Genomic DNA, 18,501 nt, shown 5'->3' with positions numbered 1-18,501 from the left:
TATCTAGGCGGCCTTGCGGCGGAGCGCCATGCGCAGGCTGACCCCGGCGAGCAGGGCGGCCATAGTGAACCAGGTCAGTGCATATTGGAGATGGTTGTTGGGGAAAGCGATCACCGTCAGCCCGGCGCGCGGCCAGGTTGTGGTCGAGGTAGCATCCGCATCGATGAAATAGGGCGCAACCGTGCCCAGCGACTTCGCCGCCGCGATCGCCGCCACGTCGCGCGAATACCAGCGGCCGGCGGCGGGATCGTTCGATCGCAGGAAACCGCCCTTGGGTTCGCTGATGCGGAGAAGGCCGGTGATCGTGACGGGAGCGGCGTCGCGCGCCCAGGATTTCCGGCCGGTCGGCACGAAGCCGCGATTGACCAGCACAGTGAAGCCCCGATCGGTGACCAGCGGGGCGAGTACCCAAAAGCCCGGGCCAAGCTCGGTCACTGCCTGCACCAGCGTCTCACGATCGTTGCGGAAGCTGCCGCGGACGGTGACTCGGGTATAGGCATCGCTGCGCGCGATGCGCGGCCAGAGCGCTGGTCCGGGAGCAGGGGCGGGCGCCGCGGCGAGCCGGCGGTCGACCTGCTCGATCAGCGCGAGCTTCCATTGGCGGCGTTCGAGCTGCCAGACTCCGAGCGATACCAGCCCGGCCACCACCAGGAGCGTTAGCGCCCCCAGGACGAAGCGTTTCACATCACGCTCGCGTCATGCGACCCCATGGCCGGCATCATGTTGAGGTTCATGTGATACATGACCCAGAGCGACCCGATCAGCACGATCGCCACCAGCACCAAAGTGAAGATCAGCGCCAGCATGTTCCAGCCGCCCTCGGACCGCGTATCGAGGTGGAGGAAAAAGATCATGTGGACGATCACCTGGACGAAGGCGAAGCCCATGATCACCAGCGCGGTGACCTGATTGTTGCCGAGCGCGCCGGTCATCACCAGCCAGAAAGGGATGGCGGTCAGCACCACCGACAGGGCGAACCCGGTCAGATAGCTGCGGCGCGTGCCGTGCGCGGGGGCGTCGTGGCTGTGGCTGTCAGCGCTCATCTGATGACTCCGAGCAGGTAGACGAAGGTGAACACGCCGATCCAGATCACGTCGAGAAAGTGCCAGAACAGCGACAGGCACATCAGCCGGCGCTTGTTGGCAGCACCCAGTCCGTGCCGCCCGACCTGGACCATCAAGGTCACCAGCCAGACGATCCCGAGCGAGACGTGCAGGCCGTGCGTGCCGACCAGGGTGAAGAAGGCGGAGAGGAAAGCGCTCCGCTGCGGCGTCGCGCCCTCGGCGATCAGCGCGGAGAATTCGTGCAGCTCTACCCCGACGAACGCCAGGCCGAACAACCCGGTGACCGCCAGCCAGGCAAGCGTGCCGGCCTTGCGGTCCTCCGCCATGGCCAGCATCGCGAAGCCATAGGTGATCGAGGACAGCAGCAGCATCGAGGTGTTGAGCGCGACCAGCGGCAGCTCGAAGATCTCGGCCGGTTTAGGGCCGCCGGCATAGGCATTGCCGAACACTCCGTAACAGGCGAACAGCATCGCGAAGATGAGGCAGTCGCTCATCAGGTAGATCCAGAAGCCCAGCATCGTGCTGCCGCCGGCTTCGTGGTCGTGCTCGTCGGCGAGATAGAAGGCCGGCGCGTCGGTCGGGGTTGCTGTGTTAGCCATCGGTCAGGCCTCCAGCGCTGCGAGCCGCCGGGTGCGATCGCTCTCGGTGGCGGTCACGAGATCCACCGGGATGTGGAATTCGCGGTCGTAGTTGAAGCTGTGCCGGATCGCGACGGCGACCACGCCGATCAGGCTCGCCGCAGCCAGCCACCAGACATACCAGATCATCGCGACTGCGAAGGTGAAGCTCAGGCCGGCCAGGATCAGGCCGGTGGGCGTGTTCTTCGGCATCAGGATCGCGCGGAAGCCCTCGACCGGGCGGGCATGGCCGCGCGCTTTCATGTCGTACCAGGCGTCGAGATCGTGGATCACCGGCGTGAAGGCGAAATTATAGGCGGGCGGGGGCGAGGAGGTCGCCCATTCGAGCGTGCGACCGCCCCAGGGATCGCCGGTCGTGTCGCGCAGCCGATCGGTGTTGCGGTCGCGGATGCTGACATAGAACTGGATGAGCTGGGCCAGCACGCCGAGCGCGATCAGCCCCGCGCCGAACGCGGCGATCAGGAACCAGACCTGCAACGACGGATCGTCGAAATGGCGCAGGCGGCGCGTCACGCCCATCAGACCGAGCACATAGAGCGGGGTGAAAGCGAACCAATAGCCCGAAACCCAGAACCAGAAGCTGACCTTGCCCCAGAAAGGATCGAGCTTGAAGCCGAACGCCTTGGGGAACCAGTAGGTGATGCCGGCGAACATGCCGAACACGACGCCGCCGATGATGACGTTATGGAAATGCGCCACCAGGAACAGCGAATTGTGCAGCACGAAATCGGCCGGGGGTACCGCGAGCATGACGCCGGTCATGCCGCCGACAGTGAAGGTCAGCATGAACGCGATGGTCCACATCATCGGCAGCTCGAAGCGGATCTTGCCGTGGTACATCGTGAACAGCCAGTTGAAGATCTTCGCGCCGGTCGGGATCGAGATGATCATCGTCGTGATGCCGAAGAAGCTGTTGACGCTCGCGCCCGAGCCCATGGTGAAGAAGTGATGGAGCCACACGAGGTACGACAGGATGGTGATGACCACCGTCGCATAGACCATCGAGGTATAGCCGAAGAGCCGCTTGCCGCAGAAGGTCGAGGTGACTTCGGAGAAGATGCCGAAGGCGGGCAGGATCAGGATGTAGACCTCGGGATGGCCCCAGATCCAGATCATGTTCACATACATCATGGGGTTGCCGCCCATGGAGTTGGTGAAGAAATGCGTGCCGAAATAGCGGTCGAGGCCGAGCAGCGCGAGCACTGCGGTCAGCACCGGGAAGGCGGCGACGATCAGGATGTTGGTGCACAGCGCGGTCCAAGTGAAGACCGGCATCTTCATGATCGTCATGCCCGGCGCGCGCATCTTCACGATCGTCGCGATCAGGTTGATGCCGGATAACAACGTCCCGACCCCCGCGACCTGAAGCGCCCAGATATAATAATCGACCCCGACATCGGGCGAAGCGTCGATCCCCGACAAGGGCGCCATCGCCAGCCAGCCGGTCCGCGCGAACTCGCCGACGAACAGGCTCATCATGACGATCGCAGCGCCCGCCGCCGTCATCCAGAAGCTGAAATTGTTGAGATAGGGGAAGGACACGTCGCGCGCGCCGATCTGCAGCGGGACCGCGAAGTTCATCAGCCCGGTGACGAACGGCATCGCCACGAAGAAGATCATGATCACGCCGTGGGCGGTGAAGATCTGGTCGTAATGGTCGGCGGGCAGATATCCCTGGTTCGGGCCGAACGCCATCGCCTGCTGCAGGCGCATCATGATCGCGTCGGAAAAGCCGCGCAGCAGCATGATGAAGCCCAGGATCATGTACATGACCCCGATGCGCTTGTGGTCGACGCTGGTGAACCACTCGTTCCAGAGATAGCTCCAGCATTTGTAATAGGTCAGCACCGCGAGCAGCGCGACGCCGCCCGCCGCGACCGCGAGGAACGTCATCACCACGATCGGCTCGTGCAGCGGCAATGCCTCCAGCGTGAAGCGGCCGAAGATGGTCTTCATAAGGTCGGGGGACATGATGGTCCTCAGCGATGCGATGGATGTGCGGGGGGCTGGGTGGGAGAGGCCGGCATATGCATGGCGTGGCCTGTCGCGGACCCGGCCATGTCGTGCTTCATCGTCTCGGTCATGCAGGGCTTGCCCGGCTCGACGCACATGTCGACGATGCGGGCGAACAGCTGCGGATCGACTGACGACCAATAGCCGGGCGGGACATTCTCGCTCGGGCGGGCGGCCGCCAGATAGGCTTGGCGGTCGAGCAGGCCGCCGCCCTGGCGGGTCTTCTCGACCCAGCGGGCGAAGCCGGCATCGTCCATCCCGGCGACCTTGAAATGCATGCCGGAAAAACCGGCGCCGCTGTAATTGGCGGAGAAGCCCTCGAACACGCCCGGCCGGTTGAGCACGGCGTGCAGCTTCGTCTCCATGCCCGCCATGGTGTAGATCTGCCCGGCAAGCGCGGGCACGTAGAAGGAGTTCATCACATTGCCGGAGGTCAGGCGGAAGCGGACCTCACGGTCGACCGGCAGCGCGAGCTGGTTGACCGTGGCGATGCCCTGTTCGGGATAGATGAACAGCCATTTCCAGTCGAGCGAGACGACCTGGATTTCGAGCGGTTTGGCATGTGCCGCGATCGTCCGCCCCGGCGCGATCCGTTCGAGCCGGCGATACGGATCGAGCGTATGCGTGCTGATCCAGGTGATCGCGCCGAGCATGATGATGATCAGCAGCGGCGCCGACCAGATGATCAGCTCGAGCCCGGTCGAATGGTCCCAGTCGGGGCGATGCTCGGCGGTCTTGCTCGACGCGCGATAGCGCCAGGCGAAGAAGACCGTCAGCGCCATCACCGGCACGATGATGACCAGCATCAGCACCGTCGAGATGATCAGGATCTGCGCCTGCTGGCTCGCGACGTCGCCCGCCGGATCGAGCACCTGAAGCCCGCACCCTCCGAGCAGGAGCAACGCCAGGGGGGCAATCCGGCGGATCATGCGCGAGGGAGAGATGCCAGGAGAGGTCATCCGGGCCGCCTACGCCCGCACCGGGCCCCGGCACGATTGGACAATTTGTCCTATGCCCTCGAAACCCGCTCTGGGTCTAAAGGGAAGGACAGAGAAACGATACCGGTCGCGCGCGGCGGGAATCAAGGAACAGAGCTGCCGGATGGCCCATCAGATACCCTCCAACACGCTGGAACGCGATGCGCTGGCATTGCACGCCAAGGGCCACTCCAAGGTGCAGCCCGGCGAGATCGCGATCGGCGTGATCATCGGGCGGACGTCGGAATTCTTCGACTTCTTCGTCTATGCGATCGCCTCGGTGCTGGTGTTCCCACAGGTCGTGTTTCCCTATCTCGACCGGCTGAACGGCACCCTGTGGTCGTTCGCGATCTTCGCGCTCGCCTTCGTCGCGCGCCCGTTCGGCTCGGCCATCTTCATGGCGATCGACCGGAATTACGGGCGCAGCGCGAAGCTGACGATCGCGCTGTTCCTGCTCGGATCGTCGACCGTCGCTGTGGCGTTCCTGCCCGGCTATGCACAGGTCGGCAGCCTGTCCGCGATCATCCTGTGCGCCTTCCGCATCGGCCAGGGCGTCGCGCTCGGCGGGGCGTGGGACGGTCTCGCCTCGCTGCTCGCGATCAATGCGCCCGAGAACCGGCGCGGCTGGTTCGCCATGATCCCGCAGCTTGGCGCCCCGCTCGGGCTGATCGTCGCCAGCGGCCTGTTCGCCTATTTCCTCAATGCGCTGTCGACGGCGGATTTCCTCGACTGGGGCTGGCGCTATCCCTTCTTCGTGGCCTTCGCGCTCAACGTCGTGGCGCTGTTCGCCCGGCTGCGCATGGTCGTCGCGCCCGACTACGAAACCCTGTTCCGCAACGACGAATTGAAGCCATCGCGCATCACCGCGACGATCCGCTCGGACGGCTGGAAGATCGTGGTCGGCGCCTTCGCCCCGCTCGCCAGCTTCGCGCTGTTCCACATGGTCACGGTGTTCCCGCTGTCCTGGGTGGTGCTGTTCACCAACGAGACCGCGGCGCGCTTCCTGCTGGTCGAGATCGTCGGCGCGGTGGTCGGGCTGATCGCCATCGTCAGCTCGGGGTTGCTGGCCGACCGTTACGGCCGGCGCTCGGTCCTTGGTGTCTCGGCGGCGGCGATCGCAGTCTATAGCGGTTTCGCGCCGCAGCTTCTCGCGACCGGGGAACTGGGCGCTGCGGCATTCATGATCGTCGGCTTCGCGCTGCTCGGCCTGTCGTTCGGCCAGTCGTCTGGTGCGGTGGCGTCGAGCTTCTCGCTCCAGTCGCGCTATACCGGATCGGCGCTCACGTCCGATCTTGCCTGGCTGTTCGGTGCCGGCTTCGCGCCGCTGGTCGCCCTGCTGCTGGCAACCCGCCTCGGGCTGATCGCCGCGGGACTGTACCTGCTGTCAGGCGCGCTCGGAACGCTGGTGGCGCTGGTGGTGAACCGGAACCTGGCCGGCCGCACCAGTTAAACGTTAAAGCGGAACAGCAGCACGTCGCCGTCATGGACGACATAGTCCTTCCCCTCGGACCGCAGCTTGCCCGCATCGCGCGCGCCGGATTCGCCCTTGAACGCGATATAATCGTCGAATGCGATCGTCTCGGCGCGGATGAAGCCGCGTTCGAAATCGGTGTGGATTTCGCCCGCCGCCTGCGGGGCCTTGGCGCCGACATGCACGGTCCAGGCGCGCGCTTCCTTCGGGCCGACGGTGAAGAAGGTGAGCAGGTGGAGCAGCTTGTACCCGGCGGTGATCACGCGGGCGAGGCCGGTCTCTTCCAGCCCCAGCTCGGACAGGAACTCGCCGCGCTCGTCCGGCGCCATGGTCGCGATCTCGGCCTCGATCGCGGCGGAGACGACGACGGCCTCGGCGCCCTCGGCCCTGGCCTTTTCGAACACCTTGGCCGACAGCGCATTGCCGTGCGCCGCATCGCCCTCATCGACGTTGCAGACATAGAGGACGGGCTTCGACGTCAGCAGCTGCGCCTGAGCGAAGACGCGCTGCTCTTCCTCGTCCTTCGGCCTGGTCAGCCGCGCCGGCTTGCCCTCGCGCAGCAACTCCAGCGCCTGGCCGAGCACCGAGGCAGCGATCTTCGCTTCCTTGTCGCCCTGCGCGGCCTTTTTCGCGAAATTGGGCACGCGCTTTTCGAGGCTCTCCAGGTCGGACAGCATCAGCTCGGTCTCGACCGTCTCGGCATCGGCGATCGGATCGACCTTGCCCTCGACATGAGTCACGTCGCCATTCTCGAAGCAGCGCAGCACATGGACGATCGCGTCGACCTCGCGGATATTGCCGAGGAACTGGTTGCCGAGACCCTCGCCCTTGGACGCACCCCGAACCAGGCCGGCAATGTCGACGAAGCCGAGCTGAGTCTCGATGATCTTGGCCGAACCCGCGATCGCGGCGAGTTGGTCGAGCCTTTTGTCCGGCACCGCGACATTGCCGACATTCGGCTCGATCGTGCAGAACGGATAGTTCGCCGCCTGCGCCGCGGCGGTCTCCGTCAGCGCATTGAACAGCGTCGACTTGCCGACATTGGGCAAGCCCACGATACCACAACGGAAACCCATCTTCGTTCCTTGTCAGAATGTCGCGACCGGTCTTTCAGGTCGCCGTGATTGCGCGGCCAGATAGGCGTTTCGCAGCCCCAAAGCCAGAGTCAGCGATAGTTGAAGCTGATGCTGATCCGTTCGTCCTTCGCCGTGCCCGCCGGCACCTCGTGGCGCAGCCAGCTCTCCCACAGCAGCACGCTGCCCGCCTCGGGCTCGACATAGACGAAGCTGCGCAAATCCTCCGGCGCATCGTCGAGCCGGGTCGGGGCGGCCATCATCAGCGGCAGGCGCGGGTCCTCCAGCTTGAGCGGCCCGGCGCCCGGCGGCACCGCGATATACGCCGTGCCCGACACCACGCTATGCGGATGGATATGGCCCGAATGCGTGCCGCCCGGCTTCATGACGTTCACCCAGAAGCTGTCGAGCTTCAGCTTGCTCCCGCCCAGATCGAACGCGCACGCGGCCGCAAACGCCGCGACATGCTTGTTCAGCCGCTTCACCAGCTCGCCGAACACCGGATCGCGCTGCGGCAGGTCGTTGAGCGAGGCGTAGCTGGTATAGCCGCGATAGCCGTTCGCCTTGGACCAGTGCCGCCCGGCGCGATCGTCCTCGGCCAGGACGCGGCACGAATGGTCGAGCTCCGCCACGAAAGCGGCATCACCCAGCACGCCCTCGTAAAGCCGCGTCGCGAACAGGTTGCGCACCGTCATTTGGAATCCCCCAGCCGCAGCGCGACGTCGCTCATGAATCGGGCATCATTGCCCTCGGCCAGCCATTTGGCCTCAGCCGCCACCGCGCCGAGCAGGTCCGAAAGCGGATCCATCTCGGCCTTGGCGTAATTGCCCAGCACATAAGGGCTGACCTTGTCCTTGTGCCCCGGATGGCCGATCCCGATCCGCACGCGACGGAATTCATTGCCGATATGCGCCTCGGTCGAGCGCAGGCCGTTATGCCCTGCAGTGCCGCCGCCGATCTTCACCTTCACCTTGAACGGCGCGAGATCGAGCTCGTCATGGAACACGGTCACGTCGCCGACCTCGAGCTTGTAGAAGCGCATTGCCTCGCCGATCGAGCGGCCGCTTTCGTTCATGAAGGTGGCAGGCTTGAGCAGCAGGATCTTCTCGGGGCCGATCCGGCCTTCCTGGGTCCAGCCCTGGAATGCCTTTTTCACCGGGCCGAAATCGTGCAAGTCGGCGATCGTGTCGGCGACCATGAAGCCGACATTGTGCCGCTGCAGCGCATAGTGCGCGCCGGGATTACCAAGGCCGACCCAGAGTTGCATGCATTCCTCTTACGCAAAGAAAAGGGGCAGGGAAGCCGTTGCTTCCGCTGCCCCCGATCCTGTCCCACGCCGCCAGCGGCGCGGATCGTTCGTTCAGCCTTCCGAGGCTTCGCCTTCGGGAGCGGCTTCCGCAGCAGCTTCCTCGGCTTCGACTTCGGCGACATGCTCGTCATGTGCCGCTTCGGCGAGAGCTGCCTCTTCGGCAACCTGCTCGAGCGTCTCGGACTTGAGCGCCGACGGTGCGATCAGCGTCGCGATGGTGAAATCGCGGTCGTCGATCGCCGACTTGGTGCCCTTGGGCAGCTTCACGTTCGAGATGTGGATCGAATCGCCCACATCGGTGCCCTTGAGCGAGATCGCGATCTCGTCGGGGATCTCGGCCGCGTCGCAGATCAGCTCGAGCTCATGGCGCACGATGTTGAGAACGCCGCCGCGCTTGATGCCCTTGGACAGTTCCTCGTCGGTGAACACCACCGGCACGTTCACGTGCACGGTCGCGTGCTCGGAGATGCGCAGGAAGTCGACATGGACCGGACGATCGGACACGACGTCGAACGAGACGTCCTTGGGGAGGGTGCGAACGGCCTTGCCGTCGACTTCCACCATCACCACCGAATTCATGAAATGACCCGTCATGAGAAGGCGCATCAGCGCCTTTTCCTCGACATGGATCGAGGCGGGGTCTTGCTTGTTGCCGTAGATCACGGCGGGTACGCGGCCTTCACGACGAAGCGAACGGGAGGCTCCCTTGCCAACCTGTCCACGCGTCTCGGCTGCGAGCGTAAGCTGATCGCTCATTACAGTCTCCGATATGCTTGGGTATCAAATCTCCGGGCAGGCCTCCAGGGATGACCCTGACCGGAAGCGGGCGCCTATAGGGGAGAGGGGGGCTGGAGGCAAGCTCTCACTCCCTCTCCCAGCGGGAGAGGGAAGGGGCCCGTCGCGAAGCGATGGGAAGGGTGAGGGTGACCGTGGTTCCAAATCACCCTCATCCGGCGCTTCGCGCCACCTTCTCCCGATGGGAGAAGGATTTAGTACTTCACCCGCTTCGCCTTCAGCCGATACCCCTTCAACTGCTCCATTACGCTGTCCTTGCCCGCGAGATGCCCTGCACCGACCGCGATGAACACCACCCCCGGCTGCTTCATCCGGTTGTTGATCCAGAACGCCCAGCGCTTGTTGCGATCGGTCAGCAGCGCCTTCTTCACCTCGGGCGACGCATCGAGATCGTCGTTCAGCGTCTTGCCCAAGGCGTCGGGATCGCCCTTGGCCCAGCTGTCGACCATCGTGTTCATCGTCGCATCGAGCTTGGGCAGCTCGTCGATCGTGCTCGACAGGAAAGCGACCTGCGCCGACATCGACAGCGCGTCGAAGATGCTCAGCTGCTCCTCCGCCGTCTCGAGCCCGATAACCGGCTTGCCCTGCGCGGCGGCGGCCTTGGTGATCGACTGTTCCGGACCGTTGCTGACGTCGTAGCCCTTCTTCATCAGCGGCAGCAGCGACAGGTTGGTCGCCGCATACCAGGGCTCCATCGCATCGAACGCCGTCGCCGGCAGGCCGAGATCGCCCAGCGCCTTGGTCAGCGCGGGGCGCTTCGCCTCGGGCATCTTCTGGGTCAGCGTGGTGCCGTCATGCGCCAGCCCCTTGGACATGATCAGCGCCTGCATCGCCGCGGCATCGGGCATGACCAGCTCGAGCACGACCTGGCCAGAGGCGTCGAACGCCTTCTTCACCCCGTCGTCGAACCAGCTCAGCCCCGGCTTCAGCACATGGATGGTGCCGAACAGATAGATGGTCGTGTCCTTGTCCTTGACCACCCAGAGTGCCGGATCGGCATCGCGCACCGCCGGCTTTCCCGCATCGGCCACGGGGGTGGGCGTAGGCGTCGGGGCAGGGGCGGGCTGGGCGCAGGCCGGTGCCGCGAACAACAGGGTCAACGGCGCGATCAGCTTGCCGAGCATCTTCATCTTGATGGGAATCCCGAAAGAAATTTCGCGGTGCTTATCGGCAATCGGGGCGTCACTCCACCCGCTTTACCGTGATTCCGCGCCGGCGGAGCAGGTCGATCACCGATCCCGGCCCGACAAAATGCCCGGCGCCCGCCGCGAACAGCGCGGTCCCCGGCAGGCGCAGGCGCTGTACCAGGCTGTCGGCCCAGGCGCGGTTGCGGCTGGTGAGCAGCGGCCCGGCCAGCGCCTCGGTGCCGCTCGATCCGACCATATCCACCGTCAGTGCCGATTCAGGCCCGATCTCGCCCTTGGCCCAGGCATGGATCGGCGCGCGCAGCTCGGCCCGGCTGCGCTGCGGCGCGTCGAGCGCCAGGTCGAGCATGCGGCGCTGCTCCGCCTCGGGGATCGCGTTGACCGTCGCATAGACGCGGCTGCCATCCTCGATCGGCACCACCGGCTTGCCCGCGGCATGGAACTGCCCGGTCAGCCAGTCGTCGGCGCCCGGCCCGGGTATCTCGCCCGCGCGGAAATCGCGGACATAGCCAATCGCCACCGCGGCGATCCAGGTGGGCATGCCGTCGAGCGCGGCCGCCGCTTCGGGCGCCAGCCCGTCAGTGAAGCGCTTCAGCGCGGCACGGTGATCGGGCGAGACCCGGGTCCTGAGCGGCGGCAGCGCCCGGGCGGGTGGGCTCGCCGCCGGATCGGCCCGTTTCTCTTCCACCGATTCGACGATCAGCGACCCCGCCTCGCGCACCACGCGGTCGAGCGTGGGGCTGCGCCACTGGAAGCCGGGCGGCAGGATATGGATCGTGCCGAACAGATAGATCGTCGAGTCACGGTCCCCGATCCGCCAGATCGCGGGGCGCGGCCGGTAATTTTGCGACAGCTGCATCAGCGCGATCCGCGCCTCCGCCGCGCGGATCTCCGCGGGGGAGGGGATATCGCCCTCATCCATGCTGTCGAATGCATAGTCCATCGGCGCGACACGGTCGTCCACCGGAAGGCGAGGATAGGCGATGCGCGGCGGCCCGAACCGGCGGCCGCGCCATATCACCATGCCCGGCTCGCTGATCGGAGGATAGGCGATGAGGGGGCGGCTCACGCGCCGCTGCGCCTCGACAGGTAGGGCGCTTGCCAGAGTCAGGAGTCCGACGAGGCCCGCGATGATGCGTCGTGCCCCCAGGCCGTCTCCCGGCGAGCGCGCCCTCCGTCTCATATGGTTAACACGCCTCAAACCGTGACGGCTGTCAATCGGTGGCGGTTGACCCTTTTCGGGGCATGCGCCAAAGCGGCGCGCATCTTCTTGCCGCATCTGCGAAGGGTTTTCCCGCACCGTGACTGAGCCGCTGAGCTTCCAGCGCATGATCCTCAAGCTCCACGAATACTGGAGCGAACGCGGCTGCCTGATCCTGCAGCCCTATGACATGGAGATGGGGGCCGGCACCTTCCACCCGGCGACGACCTTGCGCGCGCTCGGCCCCGATCCGTGGAACGCGGCCTTCGTCCAGCCCTGCCGCCGCCCGACCGATGGCCGCTACGGCGAGAATCCCAATAGGGGACAGCATTATTATCAATATCAGGTGATTTTGAAGCCGAGCCCGGCCGATCTGCAGGAACTCTACCTCGGATCGCTCGCCGCGATCGGCATCGATTTCACCCGCCACGACATCCGTTTCGTCGAGGACGACTGGGAAAGCCCGACGCTCGGCGCCTGGGGGCTGGGCTGGGAAGTCTGGTGCGACGGCATGGAAGTGACTCAGTTCACCTATTTCCAGCAGATGGGCGGCTTCGACTGCAAGCCGGTCGCCGGCGAGCTGACCTATGGGCTCGAACGCCTCGCCATGTACCTGCAGAACAAGGATTCGATGTTCGATCTCGCGTTCAACGATCACGGCGTGACGTACGGCGACGTGTTCCTCGAGAACGAGAAAGAGATGTCGGCCTGGAATTTCGAGGTCGCCGATACCGATCGCCTGTTCGACCTGTTCCGCAAGGCGACCGCCGAGTGCGAGAATTGCCTGGAAGCGAAACTGCCGATCCCCGCCTATGAGCAGGCGATCAAGGCGAGCCATGTGTTCAACCTGCTCCAGGCGCGCGGCGTGATCTCGGTGGCGGAACGCCAGGCCTATATCGGCCGGGTGCGCGATCTGGCGAAGGGCAGCTGCCAGGCGTGGATGGACAAGAACGGGTGGGCGGCGTGATGGGCGTGATGGCATTCGCCCTCGACTCCCTCTCCCAGCGGGAGAGGGAAGGGGCCCATCGCGTCAGCGATGGGAAGGGTGAGGGCGACCGCATCTGCCTCATCACCCTCACCCTCCCGCAGCTTCGCTGCTCCCTCCCTCTCCCGCTGGGAGAGGGAATGTGACCGACTTCCTCCTCGAACTCCGCTCGGAAGAAATCCCCGCGCGCATGCAGGACAAGGCGCGCGACGATCTCGCCCGCCTGTTCGCCGCCGAGCTCGACAAGGCGGGCCTCCGCGCCGACGCGATCGTCACCTTCGCGACGCCGCGCCGCCTGACGCTGATCGCGCGAGAGCTGCCCATTGAAACCGAGGCGACCACCGAGGAACGCAAAGGCCCCCGCGCCGACGCGCCCGCCCAGGCGCTGGAGGGATTCCTCCGCTCGACCGGCCTGACCCGCGACCAGCTCGAAGAGCGCGACGACGGCAAGGGCAACAAGGTCCTGTTCGCCGTCACCCAAAAGCCCGGCCGCGCCACCGCGGATGTGCTGGCCGAAGCGATCCCGGCGATCATCCGCGCCTTTCCCTGGCCCAAGTCGATGCGCTGGGGCGATGCCTCCAGCTCGACCGAGAGCTTGCGCTGGGTCCGTCCACTGCAGGGCATCGTTGCGTTGCTCGGCGATGATGTCGTGTCGTTCGAGATCGCCGGCATCGCCAGCGGCGCGGCGACGGTCGGGCATCGTTTCCACCATCCGGGCGTGATCACCATCGGCAATGCCGGCGACTATGCCGACAAGCTGCGCGCCTGCCACGTCCTGGTCGACCAGGACGAACGCCGCACGATCATCCGCGAGGGCGCGCAGGCGCTGGCGGCTGAGGCCGGGCTCGAGCTGATCGAGGACGAAGGGCTGGTCGCCGAGAATGCCGGACTGACCGAATGGCCGGTGCCGCTGCTAGGCCGGTTCGATCCCGCGTTCCTGAGCGTTCCGCCCGAGGTGATCCAGCTCACGGCGCGGGTGAACCAGAAGTACTTCGTCTGCCGAATTCCTCCCCGGAACGGGGAGGGGGACCATACGCAGCATGGTGGAGGGGGCTTGCCGCTGGGTGGAACGCTCGCGAACGCCTTCATCTGCACCGCCAATATCGATGCGGTCGATGGCGGCGCGAAGATCGTCGAGGGCAATCGCAAGGTGCTCGCGGCGCGGCTGTCGGATGCGAAATTCTTCTACGAAACGGACCTCAAGGTGCCGCTCGACGAGCAGGCCAAGAAGCTTGAGAAGATCGTGTTCCATGAGAAGCTGGGGACGCTCGCCGACAAGGTCGAGCGGGTGGCCAAACTCGCGCGTTGGCTGGTCGAAGAAGGAATCGTCACTTCTTCCCCCCTCCCGCTTGCGGGAGGGGTCGGGGGAGGGCCTGTCACCACGGACGGCGCTGCTTCGGACACGCCCTCCCCTAACCCCTCCCGCAAGCGGGAGGGGGATGAGGTTGCTGCGCTCGCCGACATGGCCGAACGCGCTGCGCGTCTGGCCAAGGCTGATCTGGTCACCGGCATGGTCGGCGAGTTCCCCGAGCTTCAGGGCGTGATGGGTGGCTATTATGCCCGCGCCCAGGGAGAGCCGGCTGAAGTCGCCGACGCGGTGCGCGATCATTACAAACCGGTCGGGCAGGGTGATGATGTGCCCACCGCACCCGTGACCGTGGCGGTATCGCTGGCGGACAAGCTCGACAATATGGCTGGCTTTTTCACCATCGGGGAGCCGCCTACCGGATCGAGGGACCCCTACGCGCTGCGTCGTGCGGCGCTTGGGGTCCTGCGTCTCATCCTGATGAACGGGATCAGGGCCGAATATGATCTGATGGCGAGCCGCGCCCGCTTGACCTATTTCGACACTACGCTGTCGAAGAGCGATTATTGGGACGACCAAATCGACACCCAGTTGACGCAGTTCATCATTGAGCGGCTCAAGATTCAGCAGCGCGAAGCCGGCGTTCGTCATGACCTGATTGATGCGGTGACCTCGTTTGGCGAGGACGATCTCGTCCGCCTGCTCGCCCGCGTGCACGCGCTCCAGGCGTTCGTCACCACCGAGGACGGCACCAATCTCCTCGCCGGCTACAAGCGCGCGTCCAATATCCTGAAGAAGGAAGGGTACACCCCTCTCCCAGCGGGAGAGGGGCCAGGCGCGGATGCGCCGCGGGGTGAGGGTGACGCGTCTTTGTCATCGTCGCCCTCACCCTCCCACTCGGCTGCGCCGAGCGGGCCCCTCCCTCTCCCGCTGGGAGAGGGGTTGTTGGGGTACGCGCCCGAACCAGCCGAAGCGGCCCTCATCGCCGCGCTCGACAGCGCAGCGCCGCGCGCCGCAACCGCGGTCGAAGCCGAGGATTTCGAAGCCGCCATGGCCGCGCTAGCCTCGCTCCGCGCACCGATCGACCGGTTCTTCGACGACGTGACCGTCAACGACCCCGACCCCGCCAAACGCGAAGCGCGCCTCGCGCTTCTCGCCCGGGTCCGCGATGCGGTCCATTCTGTCGCCGACTTCTCCAAAATCGAGGGCTGACGACACGCATCTTCGCCCCGACCGCACCAGATTGCCTCGCCTCCCCAGCGAAAAACCAGGCACACAGAGGACTGAGCAATGACGCAGTACGTTTACCGCTTCGGCGGGGGTGTTTCCGATGGCGGCAAGGGCGACCGGAATCTGCTCGGCGGCAAGGGCGCGAACCTGGCGGAAATGGCCTCGATCGGCCTGCCGGTGCCCCCGGGCTTCACCATCTCGACCGATTTCTGCGCGGTCTATTATGACGAGGGCGGGCAGTTCCCCGAAGGGCTGCGCGCTGAAGTCGCCACCGGCATCGGCCATATCGAGGGCGTGACGGGCAAGAAATTCGGCGATGCGGCCGATCCGTTGCTCGTCTCGGTCCGCTCCGGCGCCCGCGCGTCGATGCCGGGCATGATGGATACCGTGCTCAATCTCGGTCTCAACGACGAGACGGTGCAGGGCCTTGCCGAGACCTCCGGCGATGCGCGGTTCGCCTGGGACAGCTATCGCCGCTTCATCCAGATGTATTCCGACGTCGTGCTCGAACTGGATCATCACAGCTTCGAGGAAGCGCTTGAAATCGCGAAGGAAGACAAGGGCTATTTCCTCGACACCGACATGACCGCCGAGGATCTCCAGGCACTCGTCGTCGAGTATAAGGCGCTGGTCGAGGCGCAGTGGCACAAGCCCTTTCCGCAGGACGTGCACGATCAGCTCTGGGGCGCGGTCGGCGCGGTGTTCGGATCGTGGCAGTCGGAGCGGGCCAAGGTCTATCGCCGCCTCAACGACATTCCCGCCGCCTGGGGCACCGCAGTCAACGTCCAGGCGATGGTGTTCGGCAATATGGGCGAGACCAGCGCCACCGGCGTCGCTTTCACGCGCGATCCGGCCAAGGGCGACCGCGCCTATTATGGCGAGTTCCTGATCAATGCGCAGGGCGAGGACGTCGTCGCCGGCATCCGCACCCCGCAATATCTGACCAGGGCCGCGCGCGAGACCGCCGGCGCCAAGCCCGCTTCGATGGAAGAGGCGATGCCCGAGACCTTCACCGAACTCGCCAAGGTGTTCGACCTGCTCGAGACGCACTACCGCGACATGCAGGACATCGAGTTCACGGTGCAGCAGGGCAAGCTCTGGATGCTCCAGACCCGGTCGGGCAAGCGCACCGCCAAGGCCGCGCTGAAGATCGCGGTCGACATGGCCGAGGAAGGCCTGATCACGCGCGAGGAAGCAGTCGCCCGGGTCGATCCCGCGGCGCTCGACCAGCTGCTCCACCCGACGCTCGATCCCGCCGCCGTGCGCGACGTGATCGCCAAGGGCCTGCCCGCGAGCCCCGGTGCGGCTTCGGGCGCGGCGGTGTTCGACAGCGACACGGCTGAGAAGCGCTCCAACGCCGGCGACAGCGTCATCCTGATCCGCGTCGAGACCTCGCCCGAGGACATCCACGGCATGCACGCGGCGCGCGGCATCCTGACGGCGCGCGGCGGCATGACCAGCCATGCGGCAGTGGTCGCGCGCGGCATGGGGCGTCCCTGCGTCTCCGGTGCCGGCACGATCGCGATCGACGCCAAGGCAGGCGTGATGCGCGTCGGCGGGCGCGAGGTGAAGGAAGGCGACATCGTCACGATCGATGGCTCGACCGGCGAAGTGATGATGGGCGCCGTGCCGACCGTGCAGCCCGAGCTGGCCGGCGATTTCGGTACCTTGATGGTCTGGGCCGACGGCGTGCGCCGCCTGAAGGTCCGCGCCAATGCCGAGACGCCGCTCGACGCGAAGGTCGCGCGCGAATTCGGCGCCGAAGGCATCGGTCTGTGCCGTACCGAGCACATGTTCTTCGACGCCGCCCGCATCACCGCGGTGCGCCAGATGATCCTGGCCGAGGACGAGAAGGGCCGCCGCGTCGCGCTCGACCGGTTGCTGCCCGAGCAGCGCGGCGATTTCGTCCAGCTCTTCGAGGTGATGGCGGGCCTACCCGTCACCATCCGTCTGCTCGATCCGCCGCTGCACGAATTCCTGCCGCATGAGGAAGCCGAGTTCGCCGAGGTCGCCAGCGCCGCCGGCGTCGCGGTCGAGGTGCTGAAACGCCGCGCGGCCGAGCTGCACGAGTTCAACCCGATGCTCGGCCATCGCGGCTGCCGGCTCGGCGTGACCTATCCCGAGATCTACGAGATGCAGGCCCGCGCCATCTTCGAGGCGGCGATCGAGGTCGCGGAGAAATCGGGTGCCGCGCCGATCCCCGAGGTGATGATTCCGCTGGTCGGGACGCGCCGCGAGCTGGAGCTGATGAAGGCAGTGGTCGAAAAGGCAGCGGCCGCGGTGTTCGCTGACAAGGGCAGGACCATCGAGTATCTCGTTGGAACCATGATCGAATTGCCGCGAGCTTGCCTCAAGGCCGGCGAGATCGCTGAGGTCGGCGCGTTCTTCTCCTTCGGCACAAACGACCTTACTCAGACGACGTTGGGGGTCAGCCGCGACGACGCCGCGCGCTTCCTGACAACCTATGTCGAGCGCGGCATCTATCCGAAGGACCCGTTCGTCAGCCTCGACATCGAGGGTGTCGGCGAGTTGATCCAGATGGCCGCGGACCGGGGCAGGGCGACTCGCCCCGACATCAAGCTCGGCATCTGCGGCGAGCACGGCGGCGATCCGGCGAGCATCGCCTTCTGCGAGAAGATCGGCCTCGATTATGTGAGCGCGTCCCCGTACCGCGTGCCGATCGCCCGGCTTGCCGCGGCACAGGCGGCATTGGCGACGCGGTCCTAGGAACCGCCCCCCAAAATAAACCCCTCCCCTTCAGGGGAGGGGCAAGGGGTGGGGCAGCGGCGAGCGGGGCTCGATGCCCCGATCGACGCTTCGAGACTTGGTGTGACGAGACTTTTGAGCGTGCGGGCACCCGCGGCCCGTCCCTGGAAGCAAGGGAAGCAAAGCCGGCTGACTGTCACCGCATATCGACCGATGCCTCGTTGATGCTACGAGGTGACGTGGCTGAGTTGGGTGGAATATGGTGGGGGCTCCAGGAGTGACGATCGTTCCACATGAGATCGCATTCTACGCGATATCTTTGCTGATGTTTGGCGCTCTCTTCTTCCGCCCCAGGTGGGTGGGCTATCTGTTGACCTATGGTGAGCCTGAACGACTTTCACCAAGCGCCTATCGCTGGGCCAGGATATTCGGCGGATTCTGGTTTGTTGTCGTAATCGCCAACCTTGCCGTCGCTGGTGCGCAGGCTGCGTGCCTACACACCATCTGATCGGCGCGGCCGCTAGAAATCGGAGCCGGCTTGGCGTCCTGCTCCGTTCGTCGCATAACCTTATCTAACGGGCGCCTCGA

Annotated in this window: 16 protein-coding genes; 5 read left to right on the top strand and 11 right to left on the bottom strand. The window is 65.6% G+C overall.

Features of this window, described 5'->3' with window-relative positions; translation table 11 throughout:
* Positions 1-3: 3 nt before the first annotated feature.
* The 5 genes from WC729_RS17940 to cyoA are packed head-to-tail and all read right to left on the bottom strand — an operon-like array spanning position 4 to position 4,644.
* Complete coding sequence (locus tag WC729_RS17940; protein ID WP_372855219.1) at positions 4-684, bottom strand: SURF1 family protein; 681 nt, start codon at positions 682-684, stop codon at positions 4-6.
* Positions 681-1,043 (bottom strand): cytochrome o ubiquinol oxidase subunit IV, encoded by a 363-nt coding sequence (gene cyoD / locus WC729_RS17935; RefSeq protein ID WP_372855217.1) that lies wholly within the window; start codon positions 1,041-1,043, stop codon positions 681-683. The genes WC729_RS17940 and cyoD overlap by 4 nt, the downstream gene beginning before the upstream one ends.
* The gene (gene cyoC / locus WC729_RS17930; protein WP_372855215.1) at positions 1,040-1,663 is read right to left on the bottom strand and encodes a cytochrome o ubiquinol oxidase subunit III; all 624 of its coding nucleotides are present in this window, start codon (positions 1,661-1,663) and stop codon (positions 1,040-1,042) included. Before cyoC ends, cyoD begins: the two co-directional genes overlap by 4 nt.
* 3 nt (positions 1,664-1,666) lie before the next feature.
* Positions 1,667-3,673 (bottom strand): cytochrome o ubiquinol oxidase subunit I, encoded by a 2,007-nt coding sequence (cyoB, locus tag WC729_RS17925; protein WP_372855213.1) that lies wholly within the window; start codon positions 3,671-3,673, stop codon positions 1,667-1,669.
* Positions 3,674-3,681: 8 nt separating this feature from the next.
* Complete coding sequence (gene cyoA, locus WC729_RS17920; RefSeq protein WP_372855211.1) at positions 3,682-4,644, bottom strand: ubiquinol oxidase subunit II; 963 nt, start codon at positions 4,642-4,644, stop codon at positions 3,682-3,684.
* A 172-nt stretch (positions 4,645-4,816) separates the two neighbouring features.
* On the opposite strand from cyoA, the gene WC729_RS17915 reads away from it, so the two are divergent.
* Positions 4,817-6,142, top strand: a complete 1,326-nt coding sequence (locus WC729_RS17915; RefSeq protein ID WP_372855209.1) for an MFS transporter — start codon at positions 4,817-4,819, stop codon at positions 6,140-6,142.
* Here WC729_RS17915 and ychF read toward each other — a convergent pair.
* The 6 genes from ychF to WC729_RS17885 form a co-directional block, all read right to left on the bottom strand.
* A complete protein-coding gene (ychF, locus tag WC729_RS17910; RefSeq protein ID WP_372855207.1) occupies positions 6,139-7,239 on the bottom strand; it encodes a redox-regulated ATPase YchF in 1,101 nt (366 codons plus the stop codon). The genes WC729_RS17915 and ychF overlap by 4 nt on opposite strands.
* Before the next feature lie 89 nt (positions 7,240-7,328).
* Entirely contained in the window at positions 7,329-7,931 is a 603-nt protein-coding gene (locus tag WC729_RS17905) for a TIGR02466 family protein (RefSeq protein WP_372855205.1), read from the bottom strand.
* Positions 7,928-8,503, bottom strand: a complete 576-nt coding sequence (pth, locus tag WC729_RS17900; protein ID WP_372855203.1) for an aminoacyl-tRNA hydrolase — start codon at positions 8,501-8,503, stop codon at positions 7,928-7,930. The genes WC729_RS17905 and pth overlap by 4 nt, the downstream gene beginning before the upstream one ends.
* A 93-nt stretch (positions 8,504-8,596) precedes the next feature.
* On the bottom strand, positions 8,597-9,301 hold the full coding sequence (locus tag WC729_RS17895) for a 50S ribosomal protein L25/general stress protein Ctc (RefSeq protein ID WP_372855201.1): 705 nt from the start codon (positions 9,299-9,301) through the stop codon (positions 8,597-8,599).
* Between the two features lie 233 nt (positions 9,302-9,534).
* A complete protein-coding gene (locus WC729_RS17890) occupies positions 9,535-10,470 on the bottom strand; it encodes a TraB/GumN family protein (RefSeq protein ID WP_372855199.1) in 936 nt (311 codons plus the stop codon).
* Positions 10,471-10,522: 52 nt separating this feature from the next.
* Positions 10,523-11,554 carry a TraB/GumN family protein gene (locus WC729_RS17885; RefSeq protein ID WP_372855197.1) on the bottom strand — a complete coding sequence of 344 codons (1,032 nt, stop codon included), beginning with the start codon at positions 11,552-11,554 and terminating at the stop codon, positions 10,523-10,525.
* A gap of 259 nt (positions 11,555-11,813) precedes the next feature.
* On the opposite strand from WC729_RS17885, the gene WC729_RS17880 reads away from it, so the two are divergent.
* The 4 genes from WC729_RS17880 (at position 11,814) to WC729_RS17865 (ending at position 18,421) form a co-directional block, all read left to right on the top strand.
* Entirely contained in the window at positions 11,814-12,653 is an 840-nt protein-coding gene (locus tag WC729_RS17880; protein ID WP_372855501.1) for a glycine--tRNA ligase subunit alpha, read from the top strand.
* 160 nt (positions 12,654-12,813) lie between these two features.
* Positions 12,814-15,189 carry a glycine--tRNA ligase subunit beta gene (glyS, locus tag WC729_RS17875; protein WP_372855195.1) on the top strand — a complete coding sequence of 792 codons (2,376 nt, stop codon included), beginning with the start codon at positions 12,814-12,816 and terminating at the stop codon, positions 15,187-15,189.
* Between the two features lie 78 nt (positions 15,190-15,267).
* Entirely contained in the window at positions 15,268-17,934 is a 2,667-nt protein-coding gene (gene ppdK / locus WC729_RS17870; RefSeq protein ID WP_372855193.1) for a pyruvate, phosphate dikinase, read from the top strand.
* Positions 17,935-18,190: 256 nt separating this feature from the next.
* On the top strand, positions 18,191-18,421 hold the full coding sequence (locus tag WC729_RS17865; protein WP_372855191.1) for a hypothetical protein: 231 nt from the start codon (positions 18,191-18,193) through the stop codon (positions 18,419-18,421).
* Positions 18,422-18,501 lie beyond the last annotated feature (80 nt).

The organism is Sphingomonas sp. (genome assembly GCF_041661825.1).
Taxonomy (GTDB): domain Bacteria; phylum Pseudomonadota; class Alphaproteobacteria; order Sphingomonadales; family Sphingomonadaceae; genus Sphingomonas.
Note: the sequence above shows the minus strand (reverse complement) of the source record. Positions and strands in the feature narration are given on the sequence as shown.

What these genes read in the sequence shown, in the direction of transcription:
- ychF (WP_372855207.1), bottom strand. Translation starts at nt 7,239, where the DNA reads ATGGGTTTCCGTTGTGGTATCGTGGGCTTGCCCAATGTCGGCAAGTCG.
- pth (WP_372855203.1), bottom strand. Translation starts at nt 8,503, where the DNA reads ATGCAACTCTGGGTCGGCCTTGGTAATCCCGGCGCGCACTATGCGCTG.
- cyoD (WP_372855217.1), bottom strand. Translation starts at nt 1,043, where the DNA reads ATGAGCGCTGACAGCCACAGCCACGACGCCCCCGCGCACGGCACGCGC.
- WC729_RS17880 (WP_372855501.1), top strand. Translation starts at nt 11,814, where the DNA reads ATGATCCTCAAGCTCCACGAATACTGGAGCGAACGCGGCTGCCTGATC.
- ppdK (WP_372855193.1), top strand. Translation starts at nt 15,268, where the DNA reads ATGACGCAGTACGTTTACCGCTTCGGCGGGGGTGTTTCCGATGGCGGC.
- WC729_RS17905 (WP_372855205.1), bottom strand. Translation starts at nt 7,931, where the DNA reads ATGACGGTGCGCAACCTGTTCGCGACGCGGCTTTACGAGGGCGTGCTG.
- cyoA (WP_372855211.1), bottom strand. Translation starts at nt 4,644, where the DNA reads ATGATCCGCCGGATTGCCCCCCTGGCGTTGCTCCTGCTCGGAGGGTGC.
- WC729_RS17915 (WP_372855209.1), top strand. Translation starts at nt 4,817, where the DNA reads ATGGCCCATCAGATACCCTCCAACACGCTGGAACGCGATGCGCTGGCA.
- cyoB (WP_372855213.1), bottom strand. Translation starts at nt 3,673, where the DNA reads ATGTCCCCCGACCTTATGAAGACCATCTTCGGCCGCTTCACGCTGGAG.
- cyoC (WP_372855215.1), bottom strand. Translation starts at nt 1,663, where the DNA reads ATGGCTAACACAGCAACCCCGACCGACGCGCCGGCCTTCTATCTCGCC.
- WC729_RS17895 (WP_372855201.1), bottom strand. Translation starts at nt 9,301, where the DNA reads ATGAGCGATCAGCTTACGCTCGCAGCCGAGACGCGTGGACAGGTTGGC.
- WC729_RS17890 (WP_372855199.1), bottom strand. Translation starts at nt 10,470, where the DNA reads ATGAAGATGCTCGGCAAGCTGATCGCGCCGTTGACCCTGTTGTTCGCG.